The organism is Halodurantibacterium daqingense, from assembly GCF_042666235.1.
Classification (GTDB): Bacteria; Pseudomonadota; Alphaproteobacteria; order Rhodobacterales; family Rhodobacteraceae; genus Halodurantibacterium; species Halodurantibacterium daqingensis.
Genome location: NZ_JBHTFQ010000004.1, coordinates 143011 through 162931, shown reverse-complemented (window position 1 = coordinate 162931; position 19921 = coordinate 143011). Strand labels below are relative to the sequence as shown.

The following is a 19921-nucleotide window of genomic DNA, read 5'->3' as shown; positions in this document are numbered from 1 at the left end:
CTAGGCGGGGGGCAAGGGACGTTCTAGGACGCGCCCATCTTCAGAACAAGTCCGGAACAAGGATGCACCGCCCGTGAAAGTGATCGCTTCGAGCCTGCGCAAGGGAAATGTCGTCGATATCGATGGAAAGCTCTATGTCGTGCTGACCGCCGAGAATTTCCATCCCGGCAAGGGAACACCGGTAACGCAGGTGGACATGCGTCGCATCGGCGACGGGGTGAAGGTGTCGGAGCGCTGGCGCACCACCGAACAGGTCGAACGCGCCCATGTCGATGAACGCGAATACGACTTTCTTTACGAGGATGGCGAGGGCTTTCACTTCATGCAGCCCGAAAGCTATGAACAGGTGACCGTGGCTCCGGATGTGGTCGGCGACCAGAAGGTGTTCCTGACCGAGGGGCTGCGCGTGATGCTCAAGACCTATCAGGAAGTCGCGATCGCGCTGGAACTGCCGCAGAAGATGACTGTCGAGATCGCCGAGACCGAGCCGGTCCTCAAGGGTCAGACCTCGCAGGCCTCCTACAAGCCGGCCATGCTGACCAACGGGCTGCGCGTGATGGTGCCGCCCCATATCAGCGCAGGCACCCGCATCGTGATCTCGACTGCCGACATGACCTATGTCGAGCGCGCCAAGGACTGACCGCACGGGAACGGCGGTCAGCCCCGCGGGACCACAGGCGGGGGCTGCAACAGACCGCCGCGGCGCCCCTATCGCCGGCGCCACGGCGCGGCCCCTCCGCCGCGGCGTCAGCGCGCGCGGCTGCGGGCCCGCAGAAGCATCGCGAGCGTGATCACCCCGCTGACAACCGCCACCTTGCGCATGAAGCCCTGCGGGTTATGGCGCAGTTCGGATTTCAGCCCCATCTCGACGGGGATGTTCGGCACCCGGCCCTTGCCCAGATCCTCCAGAACGCCTTCCACGACGTTGATCCGGTCGGCGAACAGCAGGATCAGCCAGTGGCTCCAGCGTCCCTCGCTGCGGGTAAAGGCCACCCGGCGCAGCATGCCGCTCAGTCCGCTGGGCGGGGCCGAGGTGCCGAAGACGGCGGTGCGGCGCTGGTGTTCGGTCGAACACAGCACCTCGACCCCCGGCGGTTGCAGGGGTGGGCGCGCCCAGTTCATGCCGCCCTTGTCGTCCCTGGTGATGTCGCGCATCGGATAGGTCGGGTTGTTGGCCGGGTCGGCGTCGATGCCCCAGCCGGGCACCTGTTTCGGATCGATCCGCTTGGTCATGGTCGCGCCTCCTTTCAACGCCGGTCGCCGGTGGGGGGCACCAGCACCGGCTTGATGCAGCCGTCGAGCTTCGCCGAGAAGATGTGATAGGCATCGGAAATCTCCTCAAGCGGGATCCGATGCGTGACCAGCGCCTTGGGGTCGATCCGTCCGGCCTGCACATGGTCGATCAGCCGTGGCAGAAGCCGTTTGACCGAGGCCTGATTGGCGCGGATCGTGATGCCCTTGTTCAGCACATTGCCGATCGGCACCATGTTCGCCGTCGGCCCATAGACGCCCACGATCGAGACGATCCCGCCCTTCTTGACCGCATTGATCGCCCAGACAAGGGCAGTGGCGGCACCCGCCTGCAGCTTGAGCTTGGCACCCGTGATCGTCTGCAACGCGCTTCCCGCGGCATCGCCGCCCACCGCATCGATGCAGACATCGGCCCCCAGCCCGTCGGTGATCTTCTTGATGAACCAGACCGGATCTTCCAGCGAGCGGAAGTTGTAGACCTCGGCCGGGGCATACTGACGGACGAAATCCAGCCGGTAGTCGATATGGTCGATGACGATCACCCGGCCCGCCCCGAACAGCCAGGCACAGCGCGCGGCCATGATGCCCACGGGCCCCGCCCCGAACACCACCACCGTATCGCCACGGGCGATGCCGCCCATCTCGGCGGCCTGATAGCCGGTGGGCACCACATCGGTCAGCATCACCGCATCCTCGACATCCATGCCCTCGGGGATGCGCACCGGCCCGACATCGGCATAGGGCACGCGGACATATTCCGCCTGCCCGCCGTCATAGCCGCCCGCGGTATGCGAATAGCCGAAGATCCCGCCCACTGCCGTGGCCTGGGGGTTTGCCTCGTGGCAGTTGCCGAACAGGCCCTGCCGGCAGAAATGGCATTTGCCGCAGGCGATGTTGAAGGGCACGATCACATGATCGCCGGGCTTCAGGTTCTCGACCGCGCCGCCGACCTCTTCGACGATTCCGGTGAATTCATGGCCGAAGGTGTGGCCGATGCGGGTGTCGGGCACCATCCCGTGATAAAGGTGCAGGTCCGACCCGCAGATGCAGGACCGCGTCACCCGCACGATGGCATCCTGCGGGTGCAGGATTTCCGGCATCGGCTTGTGATCGACGCGGACCCGGTAGGGCCCTCTGTAATTCATCGCCAGCATATGCAACTCCGTTCTGATCGGGGTTGAACCGCTGGCCCGGGCTTATGTTCCTGTGCGGGCCACCCCCGCCGGGGCGCTGCCGACCCGCGCATCGGCAAGGATCATCTCGGCGGCCTTTTCGGCGATCATGATCGTCGGCGAATTGGTATTGCCCGACACGATGCGCGGCATGACCGAGGCATCGGCGATCCGCAGCCGCCCCAGCGCGCGCAGCCGCAGCCGCGGGTCCACCACGCTGCCCGGATCGGCGCCCATGCGGCAGGTGCCGGTGGGGTGGAAGATGGTCGTGCCGATATCGCCGGCCGCGCGCACCAGATCGTCGTGGCTTTCGCAATGGGCGCCGGGGCGGAACTCCTCGGGGTGATACCGCGCGAAGGCCGGCTGGCTGGCGATCCTGCGGGTCAGGCGCAGGGACCGCACCGCCACCTCGCGGTCGCCTTCGGTCGAAAGGTAGTTGGGGCGGATCGCCGGGGCCGCGCGAAAATCCGGGCCCGCCGCATGCACCGATCCGCGGCTTTCGGGGCGCAGGTTGCAGACGCTGGCGGTGATGGCCGGGAAGCGGTGAACCGGATCCCCGAACTTGTCGAGCGAGACCGGCTGCACATGGTATTGCAGATCCGGTGTCGCCTTGTCGGGGCCGGAACGGGTAAAGATGCCCAGCTGGCTTGGCGCCATCGACATCGGCCCCGAACGCCGCGCCAGATATTCGAACCCGATCGCCGCCTTGCCGAACAGGCTCGAGGCCTTTTCGTTCAGTGTCGGCACGCCGGTCACCTTGAAGACCATGCGCAGCTGCAGGTGGTCCTGGAGGTTCTCGCCCACATCCGCCACATCCGCAACGGGGCTGATGCCCGCTGCCTGCAACACCTCCCCGCGCCCGATCCCCGACAATTCGAGGATATGGGGCGATCCGATCGCCCCGGCGCAAAGCACGGTTTCGGCGCCCGCGCGGGCCTCGTGCAGCTGGCCGTCGCGCTGATAGACCACGCCGCGCACCTCGCCCTGTTCGACGATCAGGCGCACCACCTGCGCATGGGTCAGCACCCGCAGATTGGGCCGTGCCATTGCCGGGCGCAGGAAGGCCTTGGAAGTGTTCCAGCGGATGCCCGAGCGCTGGTTCACCTCGAAATACCCGCCGCCTTCGTTGTCGCCGGTGTTGAAATCGGCGCTGCGGGGGATGCCGGCCTGTTCGGCGGCGTCAAGGAAGGCGTCCAGCACGTCCCAGCGCACCCGCGCCCGTTCCACCCGCCATTCGCCGCCCGCGCCATGCAGATCGCTGGCGCCCAGGTGATGGTCCTCCTGGCGCAGGAACAGCGGCAGCACGTCGTCCCAGCCCCAGCCGGTGCAGCCCATCTGCCGCCAGCCGTCATAATCGGCGGACTGGCCGCGCATGTAGATCATGCCATTGATCGAGGAACAGCCCCCCAGGATGCGCCCGCGCGGGTAGGCCAGGCTGCGCCCGTTCAGCCCCGGTTCGGGCTGGGTGGAGAAGCACCAGTCGGTGCGCGGATTGCCGATGCAGTAGAGATAGCCCACCGGGATATGCACCCAGTGGTAATTGTCCTTGCCACCTGCCTCCAGCAGCAGCACCCGGTGGCGCGGATCGGCGGAAAGCCGGTTCGCCATCACGCAGCCCGCACTGCCTGCACCGATCACGATGTAATCGTAATCCCCCATTCGTCCCCCCTGGCGCCCTGCCGTCCCTTTTGCACCATCTCAGGACGGGGGCCGCCGCACAAGGGGGCCAGGCTGCGGCATTCCGGCCTTGACCCGCCCACGTTTCGCCGCGAAACGGCCATCCCGCCGCTGGCCGCGGTGACGCACCCGCCGGCCCCGGCCCGGTGGGCAAGGCAGATGCCAGTCAGGCGCAAGGCTTGCCAAGCCCGCTGTCGCGGCCCTTCCCGACGTTCTGACTGGTCCGCTGCGCTCGGCCCTGGGGCAAATTGCCCGGCCGTTCTCAGGCCCGTGACGCGCCATGATGCAGAAGCGCCTGTCTCGCCCTGCCCACCGGCGAAGACGGCGACGCCGAGCCGGGAACGGCGGCCCCGGCCCGAGCCAAGGGCGCGGCAAGGCGCTGCTTTTCAGGGGATGCACCCCGTCTGAGGCGGAGCATCTTCCGGCCCGGCCGATGACACCGGGCGCGGGCGAGGACGCGCGGGAACGCCTGTTTCCCGTCGGAGCGCCCGCCTTTGCCGGAGGGCGCGTCAGGCGGATATGGGGACAGTCGCGCCGGTGATGCGTCGGGGATGGGTAAAGATCTCGAACCCGTCGTCGCGCGTCACGCCGATCACGGTCATCCCTGCCGATGCCCCGGCCTCAAGCGCGCTGGCCGTCGGTGCCGAGACTGCGGCCAGCATCGGAAAGCCGCCGATCGCCGCCTTCTGCACCATTTCAAGCGAGACGCGGCTGGTCAGAAGCAGCAGCCCGTAGCGGTCCTGCACCCCCTGCCGGGCCAGCGCGCCCACCAGCTTGTCGAGCGCATTGTGGCGGCCGACATCCTCGCGCAGGGCAAGGATGCCGCCGCGCGGGGTCCAGAAGGCGGCGGCATGAACGGCGCGGGTGCGGGCGTGCAGGTGCTGTTGGCCCCCCAGCGCCGCCATCGCCCGCACCACATCCGCAGGCCGCAGCTCGCACTCCGCCTCGACCCGGGGCACCTCGCGCAGCGCCTCGTCCAGGCTTTCCAGCCCGCACATGCCGCATCCCGTTGGGCCCGCCATCTGCCGGCGCCGGGACGCGAGCGCGCGGGCCCGCCCTTCCTGAAGCCAGAGCCGCGCCTCAAGCCCGCGCGGATGGGCCACCACCTCGATCTCCTCGACCTGATCGAGACGGGTGATCAGGCCCTCGGTCAGGGCAAAGCCCACGGCGAAATCCTCGAGATCATCCGGGGTTGCCATCATCACCGCATGGCTGGTTCCGTTCGCAACGATCGCCACGGCGGTTTCCGCCGGCACATCGCGGCATGCCCGCGACGGCTGGCTGCGCCAGCGCAGCGGCATGACCTGTTCATGGGCGGGAAAGCCCCGCCGCGCATCCTGCATGGGCGACAGGTCCTGCGCGGGGGCCACTGTCGTTACTGCGGCGTTCATTCCGCGGCCTCGACCATGGCGCGGGTGATGATGCGCACCGGCACCGACTTGGCGGCGGGAACCATGCTTTTCTCGGCATGCTGCCACAGCGGGATCAGCGCGTTCGCTTCGGGATAATAGGCCCCGACGCAGCCTTTCGGGATGCCATAGCGCACCACCCGGAACCCGTCCATCCGCCGGTGCACGCCGTCATCCACCGCTGTCTCCATCGAGACGATCGCGCCGTCCTCGACGCCCAGGCGCTGCATGTCCTCGTCGCACAACAGCACCACCATGCGCGTGCCATAGATGCCGCGGAACCGGTCGCGATAGCCGTAGATCGTGGTGTTGAACTGGTCGTTGCTGCGCAGCGTGATCAGCCGCAGCACGGCCGGGTCATGGCCTTCGTCGAAGCTCGCCGTCAGGGCCGAGGGCAGCTTGAAGTTGGCCTTGCCGGTTTCGGTCTGCCAGACGCGCTCACGTGCCGGAATGGGGCGGGAAATTCCTCCGGGGGTCCACATGGTCTCGTTGAAATCGGTGAACAACTCGGGCCAGGTGCGACCCATGGCGTCGCGGATCCGGGCGTAACCGGCCACCCAGCCGTCCCAGTCCACTTTCGGATTGGCAGGCAGCGTGGCCTTGGCGATGCCGGCCACGATCGCCGGTTCCGACAGAAGATGCGGGCTGGCCGGTTCGCGGATCGGCACCGAGGCGTGGAACTTGCCGGTGCTGTCCTCGATCGTGACCACCTGTTCTCCACTGGCCTGCCGGTCGATCTCGAGCCGGCCCAGACAGGGCAGCAGATAGGCGACCTGACCGTTGATCAGATGGCTGCGGTTCAGCTTGGTGGCGATCTGGACCGTCAGCCGCATCCGGGGCCAGTGCGCCTCCATCAACTCCCGCTCGGGGATGGCGCGGACAAAGTTGCCACCCAGGCCCACGAAGGCATCGACCTCGCCATTGATGATGGCCTGGCAGGCAGTGACGGTGGTGTGGCCCTCGTCCTCGGGCGGGGTGAAGCCGTAAAGCTCGGCCAGCTTGTCCATCGGGGCAAGCTCGGGCTTTTCGGTGATGCCGACGGTGCGCTGGCCCTGAACGTTGGAATGGCCCCGCACTGGGCAGATGCCGGCGCCCCGCTTGCCGATATTGCCGCGCATCAGCAGCAGGTTGACCAGCATCTGGATCGTCTCCACCCCGCGCTTGTGCTGGGTGAGGCCCATGCCATAGATCGCGATCACCGATTTGCCCTCGGCATAGATCCGGGCAGCGGATTCGATGTCGGCGCGGGTCAGGCTGCATTCGCGGGTGATGTCGTCCCAGCCGGTGGCACGGACATGGGCCTCGAACGCGGCAAAGCCGTGGGTGTGCTGCTCGATGAATTCGGTATCCAGCACCCGCGGGGCACCGGCCGCGCGGGCCGCGTCGTCCAGATCGAACACCGCCTTGGAAAGGCCCGTGATCGCGGCGATATCGCCGCCGGCGCGCAGCTGGTGGTATTCCTGGCTGATTTCGGTCGCATCGCGCGTGATCATCTGCACCGGGTCCTGCGGATCGATGAAGCTTTCCAGCCCGCGTTCGCGCAGGGGGTTGAAGGTGACGATCCGCGCCCCGTTTTCCCGCGCATCCTTGAGCTGGTGCAACATGCGCGGACTGTTCGAGCCCACGTTCTGGCCGAAGAAGAAGATCGTGTCGGTTTCCTGGAAATCCTCGAGCTGGACGGTGCCGATCGGCACGCCGATGCTTTCCGGCAGCGCGACCGAGGTGCTTTCATGGCACATGTTGGAACTGTCGGGCAGGTTGTTGTTGCCGTAAAGCCGGGCGAACAACTGGTACATGTAGCTGGTTTCCAGCGAGGCGCGGCCCGAGGTATAGAACACCGCGCGCCTGGGATCGCGGGCGCGGATCTCGGCCAGTTCGCGGCCGATTTCGGCAAAGGCTTCGTCCCAGCTGACCGGTTCGTAGCGGTCGGTCTCGTGGTTGAAGCGCATCGGATGGGTCAGCCGGCCCTCCTGTTCCAGGTCGTGATCGGGCCAGAGCCGCAGCTCGGCGGCGCTGTGGCGGGCAAAGAACTCGGGCGGGGTGCGGTTCTTGGTCAGTTCCCAGAAGGTGGCCTTGGCGCCGTTCTCGCAGAATTCGGCGGCATGGGCAGGATGGGGCTTGGCCCAGGCGCAGCTGACGCAGGCAAAGCCCTTGGGCTTGTTCTGGCGTTCAAGGGCCGGCATCGCCTCGGGGATGAGGTGCTGCTTCTTCATGTGCCGCGAAACGGATTTCAGCGATCCCCAGCCGCCGGCAGGTCCTGGATAGGGTTTGATCTTGGTCTTGCGCTGCATGACGTGTCCTTCGGCTCGAGACGTTTGGGGGGTGAACCGGTGGCAGGCGCGGATGTTCCCCGCGCGGCATTCCGCGGAACAGGCGACAGGCTCCACGGGTTAGACTGCGACGCCGCGCGGGCCGTCGCGGAAGGCCGATGCGCGGGGCTGCCAGGAAAAGGAGAACCACATGAACCGTTTGCCATACCGGTTGTTGCAGGGCGCCATCGCGGGAACGGCGGCAACGGTCGCCATGACCGCAACAGCGCGGCAACTGGCGCGCAGATTGCCCGCCCGCGACCGCTATCCGCTGCCACCCCGGGAAATCATCGGCGCGCTGCGGGGCGAGGGCCGCAGCGTTGCCGATCCGGGCCGGGACGAGGCAGGGCTGGCCAATGCGACCCTGATCGCCCATGCGCTGTTCGGCGCAGCCACCGGCGCGCTCTTCGCACTTCAGCAGCGCCGGGGTGCAGGGACGGGGGCCGCCTATGGCGTGACGGTCTGGACGGCAAGCTATTTCGGCTGGGTTCCGGCCTCGGGGCTTCTGAAGCCCGCGCATCGCCATCCGCTGCGGCGCAACCTGCTGATGATCGCGGCGCATCTGGTCTGGGGGGGCACGCTGGCCCTTGGCCTGCGCCAGATCGAAGGCTCCGTCGCCGGCGAATTGCGGCGCGGGACCGAGGCGTTGCCGGATCTGCACTGATCGCCGCTGGCCCGCCTGCCGCAGAAACAGGCGGCCGGCCACCGGTCGTTGTTGAACGACGGTCGCGGCTCGCCTATGAAGGGCCATGATCACACAGAAGATGAAATATGCGCTCAAGGCACTGATCGTGCTGGCGGAGGAAGCGGCGGAAAACGCCCAGCCCCTGCGGATCGAGGAGATCGCGCTGCGCTCGGGCGCGCCGAAGCGGTTTCTCGAGCATATCCTTCTGGAAATCCGCAACGCGGGCTTCATCGCTTCGGTCCGTGGCCGCAAGGGCGGCTATGTCATGATCAAGCCGCCCAAGGCCATCGCGCTGAGCGAACTGCTGCGGATGATCGACGGGCCGATCGCACCCTTGCCCTGTCTGTCGCGCCGCGCCTATCAGCGCTGCGAGGATTGCACCGACGAAAAGACCTGCCGGATCCGCAAGGTCTTTGCCGAGGTGTTCTGGTCCTATCTTCTGCTGATCGAGTCACTGACCCTTGAAGACCTTCTGGGCCCCGGCGGCCCTGCCGAGGTGGTGCTGGGCGACGCGGTCCTGCCGCCCGCGGCGGTAAGCCCCACCGGCACGGCCGGCTGACACCGCCCGGCCTCCTTCCCGCCGGACAAGGAACCCCATCGCCCCGCCTTGCGTTCAGTGGCAGGCCCCGCCCTGCGCGTCTCGCAGGATCTGTCGGGGGTGCAGCCCACTGACACACCGGCCGAGCCGCGGAAAGGACCCATGCGCGCGCGATTTGCTGATCCCACCATCCTGACCTTCGCCGCAATCCTGCTGTTGGTCGTGCTCTGGATCGGAAGCGGCATGATCGGCCGCGAACCGGTCGAAGAGGCCGAAGCCCCGCCGCCCCGCGTGCCCACCGTGGCCGCAAGCTGGAGCACGGCCGAAGAGGTCACGCGCGAACTGGTGCTTTACGGCGATGTAGAGCCGGTCCAGGTTGCGACGCTGCGCAGCCGCACCGACGGCATCGTCGAGGAAGCGGTGGCGCAGGGCACCCGCGTCAGCGCCGGCGATGTGGTGGCACGGCTGTCCACCGATGACCGCGATGCCCGGCTGGCGGGCGCCGAGGCACAGCTGGCCGCGGCCGAGCGTGACTACAACGCCGCGCAACAACTGTTCGAGCGCGGCGTAGGACCCGAAGCCGAAGCCCGCGCCCGTCTGGCGCAGCTGGAAGCGGCGCGGGCCGAATTGCGCGCGATCGAACTGGATATCGAGAACACCCGCCTGCAGGCGCCGATCAGCGGCATCGTCAACCAGGTGCTGGCCGAGGTGGGCTCATTCGTCTCGCCGGGCGGGGAGGTTCTGGACATCGTGCAGAACGATCCGTTGGTCGCCGTGGTTCATGTCCAGCAGACCGCGATCGAACGGATCCGGCCGGGCATGGCCGCGCGGGTGCGTTTTGTCGGGGGCGGCGAAAGCGAGGGCGTGCTGCGCTTCGTCTCGCCGCTGGCCGATGCGGCAACGCGCACCTTCCGGGTCGAGGCCGAGATCCCGAACCAGGAACGTGACCTGCCCGCCGGGCTCAGCGCCGAGGTGATCATTCCCTACCAGACCGTCGCGGCGCACCGGGTTTCGGCGGCGCTGGGGCGGCTGGACGAACAGGGGCGGCTGGGTCTGCATGTGCTGGACGATGAAAACCGGGTCACCTTCGCACCGGTCGAGGTGATCCGTGCCCGGGCTGACGGCGTCTGGGTGACCGGCCTGCCACCGCGGGTGCGGATCGTGACCATCAGCCAGGGCAGCCTTGCCGTGGGCCAGCAGGTCGAGGTGCAGGAAACGCCGCCCGAATATCTGGTCGGCGATCTGCCCGAAGCCGAACCCGAAGCGGCGAACCAGGTTCAGGATGGCGGTGCCGCGGCAGCCGACGCACCGGCCAGCACCACCGCGGAGAGCCCCTAGTGCGCACGCTGATCGCCGCCGCCTTTGCCCGCGTCCGGATGGTCATGCTGCTTCTGGCGCTGGTCTTCCTGTCGGGCATCTATGCCTATGTGACGATCCCGAAGGAATCGACGCCCGAGATCGAGATCCCGATCTTCATCGTCAACATCACCTATTCCGGCATCTCGGCCGAGGACAGCGCGCGGCTTCTGGTCGAGCCGATGGAGCGGCAGTTGCAGACGATCGACGGGTTGCGCAGCATGTCGGCGCAGGCCGGCGAGGGATTTGCGACCATCACGCTGGAATTCGACCCCGGTTTTGACCATCAGGCCGCGCTGCAAAGCGTGCGCGACGAAACCGACAACGCCACCCCCGATCTGCCGGCAGGCGCCGATCAGCCCACGGTGCGCGAGGTGGACCTGTCGCAATTCCCGATCCTGACGGTCGCGCTTTCGGGTGCGGTGCCGGAACGCGAACTGATCCGCATGGCACGCGAACTGCAGGACCAGCTGGAAACCCTGCCCGGGGTGCTCGAGGTCGATCTGACCGGCGACCGGGACGACCTGCTGGAGATCATCATCAACCCGCTTGCCGCGCAGTCCTACGGGATTTCCACGGATGCGGTGGCGCAGGCCGTGCAGGCCAACAACCAGCTGATCGCAGCGGGGGCCTTCGACACCGGCGCCGGCCGGATCGGCGTGGCGATCCCCGGCACGATCCAGACGCTGGCCGATGTGCTGGCGATTCCGGTCCAGGTGACCGACCGCACGGTGGTGCGGGTGCAGGATGTGGCCGAGGTCCGCCAGACCTACCGCGATGCCACATCCTTTGCCCGGATCGACGGCCGCGCCACGGTGGGGCTTGATGTGCGCAAGGCCGCCGGCGCCAATGTGATCGACACGGTGGCGCGCGTTCAGCAAGAGGTCGATGCGCTGTCGGAAAGCTGGGCCGAGGCGGTGCGGGTGGATTACCTGCAAAACCAGGCCGAGGATATCGAACAGCTTCTGGGCGATCTGGAAAACAACGTGATCGCGGCGGTGGTTCTGGTGATGCTGACCACGATCCTGGCGCTGGGGCTGCGGGCCTCGCTTCTGGTGGCGGTGGCGATTCCGGGTGCTTTTCTGGGCGGCATCCTGACGATCTGGCTGATCGGCTTCACCCTGAACATCGTGGTGCTGTTCGGGTTGATCCTGGTGATCGGCATGCTGGTCGACGGGGCGATCGTGGTGGTGGAGCTTGCCGAACGCTATCAGAGCGAGGGCAGGGACCGCCGCAGCGCCTTCCTTGCCGCCGCGCAGCGCATGGCCTGGCCGATCACCGCCTCGACGGCCACGACGCTGGCGGTCTTTCTGCCCCTGTTGTTCTGGCCGGGCACGGCGGGGCAGTTCATGCGCTTCCTGCCGGCCACCGTGATCGTGACGCTGATCGCCTCGCTGCTGATGGCGCTCATCTTCGTGCCCGCGATCGGCACGCTGTTTCCCGGGGCGCCCCCGAAGCCGCCCGAACAGGAGGGCGGCCAGCGTCCCGCGCTTTATGACCGCGTGCTGGACCGGATGATCGCGCGGCCGGGGCTGGCGCTTGGCCTCTGCCTGCTGGCGCTGGTGGGATCGTTCCTGATCTATGGCACCTTCGGCCGCGGGGTGGATTTCTTCCCGGCGGTCGAGCCCGAACGCGCACAGGTGCAGGTGCAGGCCGATGGCAACCTTTCGGTGCACGAGGCCGACCGGCTGGTGCGGATGGTCGAAAACCGGCTGATCGGCATTCCGGGCAACGACCGCGTCTATTCCCGCACCATCGGTTCGGTCGAGGGGCGGCTGGGCGCCAATCTCAATCCCGATGTCGTGGGCACGATCCAGATCGACTTCATCGACTGGCGGGCCCGCGCCCCGGCCTCGGACCTGATCGAACGGATGCGCGCCGAGACCGCCGACCTGCCGGGCATCGGCCTGCAGATCGAGGAACAGCAGGCCGGCCCCGGTGAATCGCGCCCCGTGCAGATCGAGGTTTCGGCCGCCGACCGGGCGGCGCTGCCGGCGGCAGTGGCGCAGCTTCAGGGGCTGATGGCCGAACAGCAGGCCTTTGTGGATGTGTCCAGCGATGTGCCGCGCCCCAATGCGGAACTGCGGCTGTTGGTGGACCGGGAACAGGCCGCGCGCTATGGCGTCGATATCGGCACACTTGGATCCGCGGTGCAGATGCTGACGGATGGCGTGGTGCTTGGCACCTATCTGCCCGACTATGCCACCGACGAGGTCGAGATCCGGCTGCGCTATCCCGCCGAGGACCGGACATTCGAACAGCTGGCCGATCTGCGCATCTCGACCCAGAACGGCATGATCCCGATCGCCAATTTCGTGACGCTGACCGTCGCCCCCGCGCCTTCGGTGGTGAACCGGGTCGATGCACGCAATGTCCAGACGGTTTCGGCTGCGCTTGTCCCTGGCACGACTGTGGCACAGGAACTTGCCACCCTTGAATCGCGCCTTCAGGCAGAGGACTTCGGCGAAGGGATCGAGATCACCTTTGCCGGCGAGATCGAGGAACAGCAGGAGGCCATGACCTTCCTGATCCTTGCCTTCATCGTCGCGGTGTTCCTGATGTTCCTGATCCTGCTGGCGCAGCTTGACAGCTTCTTCCAGAGCCTGCTGGTGCTGTCGGCGATCATCTTTTCCTTTGCCGGCGTGTTCATCGGCCTTGTCATCCGGCAAGAGGCGTTTTCCGTGGTCATGAGCGGCATCGGTCTCGTCGCGCTGGCGGGGATCGTCGTGAACAACAACATCGTGCTGATCGACAGTTACAACGAACATCGCGGCACTGGCCTTGACCCGTCCGAGGCCGCGCGCCGCGCGGGCACCGAACGGTTCCGCCCGGTGATGCTGACCGCGATCACCACCATCGTCGGGCTTTTGCCGATGGTCATGGGCATGACGATCGACTTCACCGGCCGCGATCTTTATTTCGGTGCGCCTTCCGGGCAGTTCTGGATCCAGCTGGCCACCGCCATCGTGGGCGGATTGGCCTTTTCGACCCTTGTTACCGTGCTGCTGACCCCCGCGCTTCTGGCCTGGGACGGGGCACGACGGGTGCGGCGTGCTCACATGAAGCGGCCGAAAACCTCGTAATCCTGTTCATAAAGACGGCGGGTGCGGTTCGCCGCGCGCTTGCTGATGCTTGTGGCATCGATGCGCGGGCCGCCGGTCTGTTCATGCGGCAGGGGAAAGGGCTTGCCGGTGATCCGGGCAATGCGCGCGGCGAAATCCGCAATGTCGCGCATGGCAAAGATCGTGTCGTAATAGGCCGGGTCGGTGCCAAGATAGAAGGTGAACGGGTCGGTGTGGTGCCGGATCGAGACCGAGGCCTGCCGGTACAGCTTCAGATTGCACAGGAAATGCTCCAGATCCGGGTCGGGGATCGCGCCTTTCTGAACATGCTCCTCGCTGATCCGGCCGGGGGCAAGCTCTCGGTAATGCACGACGCGGTTGCGGTAACACGACACCGCACGTTCGACCGGATCGCGCACGAGCGCGAACCGGGCATGACCGGCGATCGCATCATGCGGGGCGCGTTCGAAGTTGATCGAGGGGTAGAAATGGTGAATGTATTTCCAGATGCCATTGACGCGGAAGTTCTGAAAGGCGCGATCGTTCTCAAGCTGGAAGAACGCCGATTTCAGCGAGGTGCAGGCAACCTTGGGCACCGAGAAGTAACTGATCTTGTAGTCGTTGACAAAGGCACTCACACCCTGCTCCTGTTTGTGACGCTGCCCGAGCGTAAGGGGCCGCATGTGACGGGTCAACCAGGAGGCGAAGCCCTCAGGCCCCCGGTTCCGCGGTCGGCGCTGCCGGATCCGGCCGGGCGCGACCTTCGCGATACAGCCTGATGAACTCCTGCGGCTCGAGGGGCGGCGACAGGAAATAGCCCTGCACCATGTCGCAGCCCTCGCTTCGCAGCCATTCGAACTGGGCGTCGGTTTCCACGCCCTCGGCGACGGTACGCAGCCCCAGGGCCTGGGCCATCAACAGGATCGCGGTCACGATGACCTCGCCGTCGCGGTCGCGCCCGCCGATCCGCGCGATGAAGCTGCGGTCGATCTTGAGTTCGGCCAGCGGCAGACGCTGAAGATAGCTGAGCGAAGAATACCCGGTGCCGAAATCATCGATGGCGATGGTGATCCCCGCGGCGCGGAGACTGCGGATGTTGTCGCTGGCGCTTGAGGACCGCTTCATCAGCGTCGTCTCGGTGATCTCGATGCTGAGCGCCGTGGGCGGGACAGCGTTCTGCGCCAGAAGCTCCAGCAGCCGTTCGGCAAAGCGGGTGTCCTGGAAGGATTGGGCAGAGATGTTGACGGCCACGGTGGGGCAGGGGCCGCCGTCGCTGTTCCAGCCGGCCAGAAGCCCGACAAGCATCTTTGTCACATGGGCATCAAGCTCGCGCACCAGTCCGGTGCTTTCGGCTATCGGGATGAACACGTCGGGGGGTGTTTCGCCCAGCCCGGGCGCGTTCCAGCGCAGCAGCGCTTCGGCGCCGATCATGCGCGGCCCGGATTGCCCGGACCGGATGTCGAACTTGGGCTGCAGCTTCAGCCGGAAACCGCCGTTGCGCAGACTGTGACGCAACGCCTGGATGACGGCGCTCTGATGGCTGGACTTGTCCTGAAACTCGGGGTGGAAGGTGGCAAAGCGGTTGCGGCCCAGTTCCTTGGCGCGATACATGGCGATATCGGCATTCCGGATCAGCTCGCCTTCGTCCGCGCCATGATCCGGGGCAATCGCAAGCCCGATGCTGGTGGACAGGAAGACGGGCTGTTCGTCCAGGTCGAAGGGTGCCCCGAGCGTCTCCAGAACCGCCTCGGCGAGCGACGTGGCCTCCGTCAGCCCCGCCCGGGGCAGAAGAACCACGAATTCATCCCCGCCAAGCCGCGCGAGGGTCTGACCCGGCGCCAGAAGCGCCCGCAGCCGGTTCGCGACCAGGCGCAGCAGCATGTCCCCCGCGCGATGGCCCAGGCTGTCGTTGATGGTCTTGAAGTTGTCGAGATCAAGAAACAGGAGCGCGACCACGGCATCGGGCTCGGACAGGGCCTGGACAATGCAATGCTTGAGAAGGGCCCGGTTGGCGAGCCCCGTCAGCGGGTCATGCGTGGCGAGGAATTCCTGCCGCCGTGCCGCTTCGCGCAGCGCCTGTTCGGCCTCGGTCTGTCCGGTGATGTCGCGTGCCGTGATGACGACCCGGGCGCCCCGCACGGGGGCGGCCAGCGGCACCGCATCAACCGAGACGTGGCGCGGCGCGGCTGCGGTGCCGCCGAGGATCCGCAGATTGCGGATCTCGCGCCCCGTGCCGATGACCTCGGCCACCAGGGAACGCAGGGCAACCGAGGTGACGGCTTCGTCGTTCTGCGGCGCAAGCCACAGCGGATCACCCGTCGCCTGGTCCACCAGCCGCTCCTGATCCAGATCGAGGATCGCCGCGGCTTCGCGGTTCGCGAACAGGACACGCCCCTTGTCATCCAGCGCAGCGATCCCGGTCATGCTGGTGTTCATCAGCGTGGCCAGAAAGTCACGCTGGGCCAGAAGCGCGGCCTGCAGGCGGCGCGTTTCGCTCAGGTTCTCGACAATCATCCAGATCCGGGGTTCGCGCGCGCTGTCCATCACCTCGAAGCCCAGGATCTGCACCGGCCTGGACGTGCCATCCGCGCGGTGGCAGAAAAGCTGGAGCGGCCCGAACCGCGTCCGCCGTTCAAGATCGCGCCGGATGCCCTCCCCCGCAACGTCAAGTCCAGGAACAACATCCATGCTGCGCAGGTTCAACAACGCCTCGCGCGACTGGCCGGTAAGCTCCAGCATCGCGCGGTTCACCTCGAGGATGCAGCCATTGCGCGGATCCACAAGCAGCATTCCCGCCGGCATCACATCGAACAGCGCCGTCAGCAGATCGTCGCGATAGGCCAGTTCGTTCTGGTCGCGCACCCGCGCGGTGATATCGCGCGCCACGAACAGATAACGGCGCTCGCTTCCCGCTGGGGTGGGCAGCAGTGCCCCGGACAGCTCCATCCACCGGGGGCCCGAGGGGGTAGGCAGCTTATAGTTCTGACGCACGGCGGGGGTTCCCTGATCCAGCTGATGCATCAGGAGCCGCCGCGACCGGGCAACCTGGGGCGGCAGAACCTCCTCCATGAGCTTGCCCCGAAGCGCCGGTACATCCACGAAGGGGAAGCGGTTTTCGTCGGTGTTGAAGGACACATAGCGCCCTTCGCCGTCAATCTCGATCACCAGATCCGGCATGGCCGCAAGCGTCGTCCTCAGCCGGTTTCCGGTGTCCTGCAGCTGTGCCTGGATCTGGCGCATTTCCTGCACCGTGTCGCTGTGCTGAAGCACCGAACCGATGACATCCGCGACGGATTTGAGCAGGAAAACCTCGCCAGGCAGAAAGTCACCGTGCTTGCGCACCAGATCGAAGCCGATCATTCCGTAGAAGCGGCCGGCCTTCAGCATCGGTGCGACCAGAAGCGACCGGATCCCCTGCCGCTGCAGGGTGGTCTTTTCCGGCGCGTGTTCGGGCAGTCCATTCACATCGGCAATATAGACCGGCTGATCCCGTTCGAAGCTGGTCTGCCACTGTGCGATCATCTCCAGCGGCAGGCCCTGAAGGCTGGCCTGCATGGGCTCGATGCCGGCGGCCACCCATTCGTGGCTATTGTCAAGCAGGGCGTCGTCGCGCAGCCGGAACACATAGCTGCGATCAGCCTGCGCGAAACGGCCAACCCGCTCCAGCGTCGCCAGGACCTCCGCGTCGATATGATCGATCGAGGCCCGCAGCAACCGGCGCAAGGCGTCAAGGATGAGCGCCTGCGCCTTGGTCAGACGGTCCTCGTTGCAATCGGCTGTCGGGCTGTCCGACGTCATCGGCAGGGCTTCCCGCATTGCGGCATCATCGGATCCTCGGCCAGAACCTTGCGCGCGCTCAGCAGAACGCGCCCCCCATGGCAGACGCCGTTCAGGTGCACTTCCTGCGCTGACGTGATGAAAGCGCGGGTTGCCGGCAGACCGACACACATATCAAGATATCTTCTGGTTGAAGATCTGCAAACAAATCAACCCGCATCCTACGCCCAAGCAGATCTGATAGGGTAAGCCCTGACCCTTAACAATATCTTTCCGCGCGCCGCGCGCGCAAACCGTTCCGCTCTGCCGGACGGGACGTGGGCGCCACATCCGTCATCATCCGGGCGCACCGCTGATGAACAGGGTGGGTGGGGGGCCGCCGCGCGCAACCGCCCCCCACCCCGTCATTCGGGCAGGTGCCGCGCCGCCCCCTGCGCAGCCGATGTGGCGAACATCGCATAGGCCTTCAGCGCCGTGCTGATCCTGCGCGGGCGGGGCGCGGCAGGTGCCCAGCCGCGCGCATCCTGTTCGGCCCGGCGCGTGGCAAGCACTTCATCCGTTACCGCAAGCCGGATCGTCCGGGCGGGGATGTCGATCTCGATCAGATCGCCATCCTGCACAAGGCCGATCGTGCCGCCCGAGGCCGCCTCGGGCGAGACATGGCCGATCGAAAGACCAGAGGTGCCGCCCGAAAAGCGCCCGTCGGTAATCAGGGCGCAGGCCTTCCCCAGCCCCTTGGATTTCAGATAGCTGGTGGGATAGAGCATTTCCTGCATCCCCGGCCCGCCCTTCGGCCCTTCATAGCGGATCACCACCACATCGCCCGCCTTGATGCGGTTCGACAGGATTGCCTCGACCGCCGCGTTCTGGCTTTCGAACACCCGCGCGGGCCCCGAGAACACGAGGATGGACTCGTCCACCCCGGCGGTTTTCACGATGCAGCCTTCGGGGGCAAGGTTGCCCGACAACACCGCCAGCCCGCCATCGGCAGAAAAGGGGTGGCTGGCCGCGCGGATCACCCCTGCCTCACGGTCAAGATCAAGGCTGGACCAGCGCCGGTTCTGGCTGAAGGCCACTTGCGTCGGCACCCCGCCCGGCGCGGCCAGGAAGCGGTTCTGCACCTCGGGATCGGTGCTGCGGCTGATGTCCCAGCGATCGATCGCCGCCGCAAGGGTGGGCGCGTGAACGGTGGGCGTATCGCGGTTCAGAAGCCCCGCCGCATCAAGCTGGCCAAGGATCGCCATGATCCCGCCCGCCCGGTGCACATCTTCCATATGCACATCCTGCTTTGCCGGCGCGACCTTGCACAGCACCGGCACGCGCCGCGACAGGCGGTCGATATCGGCCATGGTGAAGTCGATCCCGCCCTCATGGGCTGCCGCAAGAATATGCAGAACGGTGTTGGTGGATCCGCCCATCGCAATGTCCAGCGTCATCGCGTTTTCGAAGGCCGCGCGGTTGGCAATCGCGCGGGGCAGGACGGAACCGTCATCCTGTTCATAGTGCCGACGGGTGATCTCGACAATCGTGCGGCCTGCCTCGAGGAACAGCTCGCGGCGATCGGCATGGGTGGCCAGCAGCGATCCATTGCCCGGAAGCGACAGCCCCAGCGCCTCGGTCAGGCAGTTCATGGAATTGGCGGTGAACATGCCGGAGCAGGATCCGCAGGTCGGGCAGGCCGACCGCTCGATCACCTTCACATCCTCGTCCGAAACGCTGTCATCCGCGGCCGCGACCATCGCATCGACAAGATCAAGCGCCACTTCCTTGCCGTCCAGCACCACCTTGCCGGCCTCCATCGGCCCGCCGGACACGAAGACCGCGGGGATGTTCAGCCGCATCGCCGCCATCAGCATTCCGGGGGTGATCTTGTCGCAGTTCGAGATGCAGACCATCGCATCGGCGCAATGTGCGTTGACCATGTATTCGACGGAATCGGCAATCAGCTCGCGGGAGGGCAGCGAATACAGCATGCCGTCATGGCCCATGGCGATGCCATCATCGACCGCAATGGTGTTGAACTCCTTCGCCACCCCGCCCGAGGCCTCGATCTCGCGCGCGACAAGCTGGCCAAGATCCTTGAGATGCACATGGCCCGGCACGAATTGCGTGAACGAGTTGACGACCGCGATGATCGGCTTGCCGAAATCGCCATCCTTCATGCCGGTGGCACGCCAGAGACCCCGGGCGCCAGCCATGTTGCGGCCGTGAGTTGTGGTGCGGGAGCGATAGACGGGCATGGCGGAACCTTTCTGCGCAGTTACCTGCGCGCGGTTGCACCTGCTGCCGGGTTCTGTCAACCCCTGCTTCCGGCTGTGCCCGGTCCGCCCCCGGTCACGGAGGCGGGTGCGTGGGGGCCTGGCTCAGCCCTTGGCGGGCGTCCTGCGCTCCTTGCGGGCGCGCTCGATCCGCGCGAGGCGCAGCCGTTCCGTCTTGTCGTCCCGCTTGCGCGTTTCGCTGTCGATGATTTCCTGTGCCGCACGGGTGGTGCGGTCAAGCGCTGTTTCGGGGCGCGGAAGCTCCTTGGGTGCCTCGTATTTCGTGAGCCTGATGAGATGATCGAACATATGTCCTCCGCCGCTGCTGGTGATCTTCCAGCGCTGGTGCCACTTCCGATGCGGCGGCTGCGCTGAAACCGCAGTCTTCAACCTGGGGCAAATTTGTGGAAAGACAAGCTCAACCTTG

14 protein-coding genes are annotated in these 19921 nt (G+C 66.5%); 5 read left to right on the top strand and 9 right to left on the bottom strand.

Going from position 1 to position 19921, the window contains the following annotated elements; genetic code table 11:
• Positions 1–73: 73 nt before the first annotated feature.
• Positions 74–640 (top strand): elongation factor P, encoded by a 567-nt coding sequence (gene efp / locus ACFQXB_RS08805; RefSeq protein ID WP_377402297.1) that lies wholly within the window; start codon positions 74–76, stop codon positions 638–640.
• A 107-nt stretch (positions 641–747) separates the two neighbouring features.
• On the opposite strand, the gene ACFQXB_RS08800 is transcribed toward efp, so the two are convergent.
• The 5 genes from ACFQXB_RS08800 to ACFQXB_RS08780 all read right to left on the bottom strand — a co-directional run bounded on the left by ACFQXB_RS08800 (position 748) and on the right by ACFQXB_RS08780 (position 7800).
• A complete protein-coding gene (locus ACFQXB_RS08800; protein WP_377402294.1) occupies positions 748–1233 on the bottom strand; it encodes a hypothetical protein in 486 nt (161 codons plus the stop codon).
• A 14-nt stretch (positions 1234–1247) separates the two neighbouring features.
• Positions 1248–2405: a zinc-dependent alcohol dehydrogenase gene (locus tag ACFQXB_RS08795; RefSeq protein WP_377402291.1), complete on the bottom strand. Its 1158-nt coding sequence runs from the start codon at positions 2403–2405 to the stop codon at positions 1248–1250.
• Between the two features lie 42 nt (positions 2406–2447).
• Positions 2448–4082, bottom strand: a complete 1635-nt coding sequence (locus ACFQXB_RS08790) for a GMC family oxidoreductase (protein WP_377402288.1) — start codon at positions 4080–4082, stop codon at positions 2448–2450.
• A gap of 527 nt (positions 4083–4609) precedes the next feature.
• A complete protein-coding gene (gene fdhD, locus ACFQXB_RS08785) occupies positions 4610–5491 on the bottom strand; it encodes a formate dehydrogenase accessory sulfurtransferase FdhD (protein WP_377402285.1) in 882 nt (293 codons plus the stop codon).
• The gene (locus tag ACFQXB_RS08780; protein WP_377402282.1) at positions 5488–7800 is read right to left on the bottom strand and encodes an FdhF/YdeP family oxidoreductase; all 2313 of its coding nucleotides are present in this window, start codon (positions 7798–7800) and stop codon (positions 5488–5490) included. Before ACFQXB_RS08780 ends, fdhD begins: the two co-directional genes overlap by 4 nt.
• Before the next feature lie 169 nt (positions 7801–7969).
• Here ACFQXB_RS08780 and ACFQXB_RS08775 point away from each other — a divergent pair, with 169 nt between their 5' ends.
• The 4 genes from ACFQXB_RS08775 to ACFQXB_RS08760 all read left to right on the top strand — a co-directional run bounded on the left by ACFQXB_RS08775 (position 7970) and on the right by ACFQXB_RS08760 (position 13480).
• A complete protein-coding gene (locus tag ACFQXB_RS08775; RefSeq protein WP_377402279.1) occupies positions 7970–8482 on the top strand; it encodes a hypothetical protein in 513 nt (170 codons plus the stop codon).
• Between the two features lie 85 nt (positions 8483–8567).
• Positions 8568–9062 (top strand): RrF2 family transcriptional regulator, encoded by a 495-nt coding sequence (locus tag ACFQXB_RS08770; RefSeq protein ID WP_377402276.1) that lies wholly within the window; start codon positions 8568–8570, stop codon positions 9060–9062.
• A gap of 141 nt (positions 9063–9203) precedes the next feature.
• Positions 9204–10379 (top strand): efflux RND transporter periplasmic adaptor subunit, encoded by a 1176-nt coding sequence (locus tag ACFQXB_RS08765; protein WP_377402273.1) that lies wholly within the window; start codon positions 9204–9206, stop codon positions 10377–10379.
• Complete coding sequence (locus ACFQXB_RS08760) at positions 10379–13480, top strand: efflux RND transporter permease subunit (RefSeq protein WP_377402270.1); 3102 nt, start codon at positions 10379–10381, stop codon at positions 13478–13480. The genes ACFQXB_RS08765 and ACFQXB_RS08760 overlap by 1 nt, the downstream gene beginning before the upstream one ends.
• Here ACFQXB_RS08760 and ACFQXB_RS08755 read toward each other — a convergent pair.
• From ACFQXB_RS08755 to ACFQXB_RS08740, 4 genes are all read right to left on the bottom strand, one after another.
• A complete protein-coding gene (locus tag ACFQXB_RS08755) occupies positions 13453–14097 on the bottom strand; it encodes a sulfotransferase family 2 domain-containing protein (RefSeq protein WP_377402267.1) in 645 nt (214 codons plus the stop codon). The genes ACFQXB_RS08760 and ACFQXB_RS08755 overlap by 28 nt on opposite strands.
• A 73-nt stretch (positions 14098–14170) precedes the next feature.
• Entirely contained in the window at positions 14171–17275 is a 3105-nt protein-coding gene (locus ACFQXB_RS08750) for a bifunctional diguanylate cyclase/phosphodiesterase (protein WP_377402264.1), read from the bottom strand.
• 365 nt (positions 17276–17640) lie between these two features.
• Positions 17641–19476, bottom strand: coding sequence for a dihydroxy-acid dehydratase (gene ilvD, locus ACFQXB_RS08745; protein ID WP_377402261.1), 1836 nt, complete (start codon positions 19474–19476; stop codon positions 17641–17643).
• Positions 19477–19599: 123 nt separating this feature from the next.
• A complete protein-coding gene (locus ACFQXB_RS08740) occupies positions 19600–19803 on the bottom strand; it encodes a hypothetical protein (protein ID WP_377402258.1) in 204 nt (67 codons plus the stop codon).
• Positions 19804–19921: the final 118 nt, after the last annotated feature.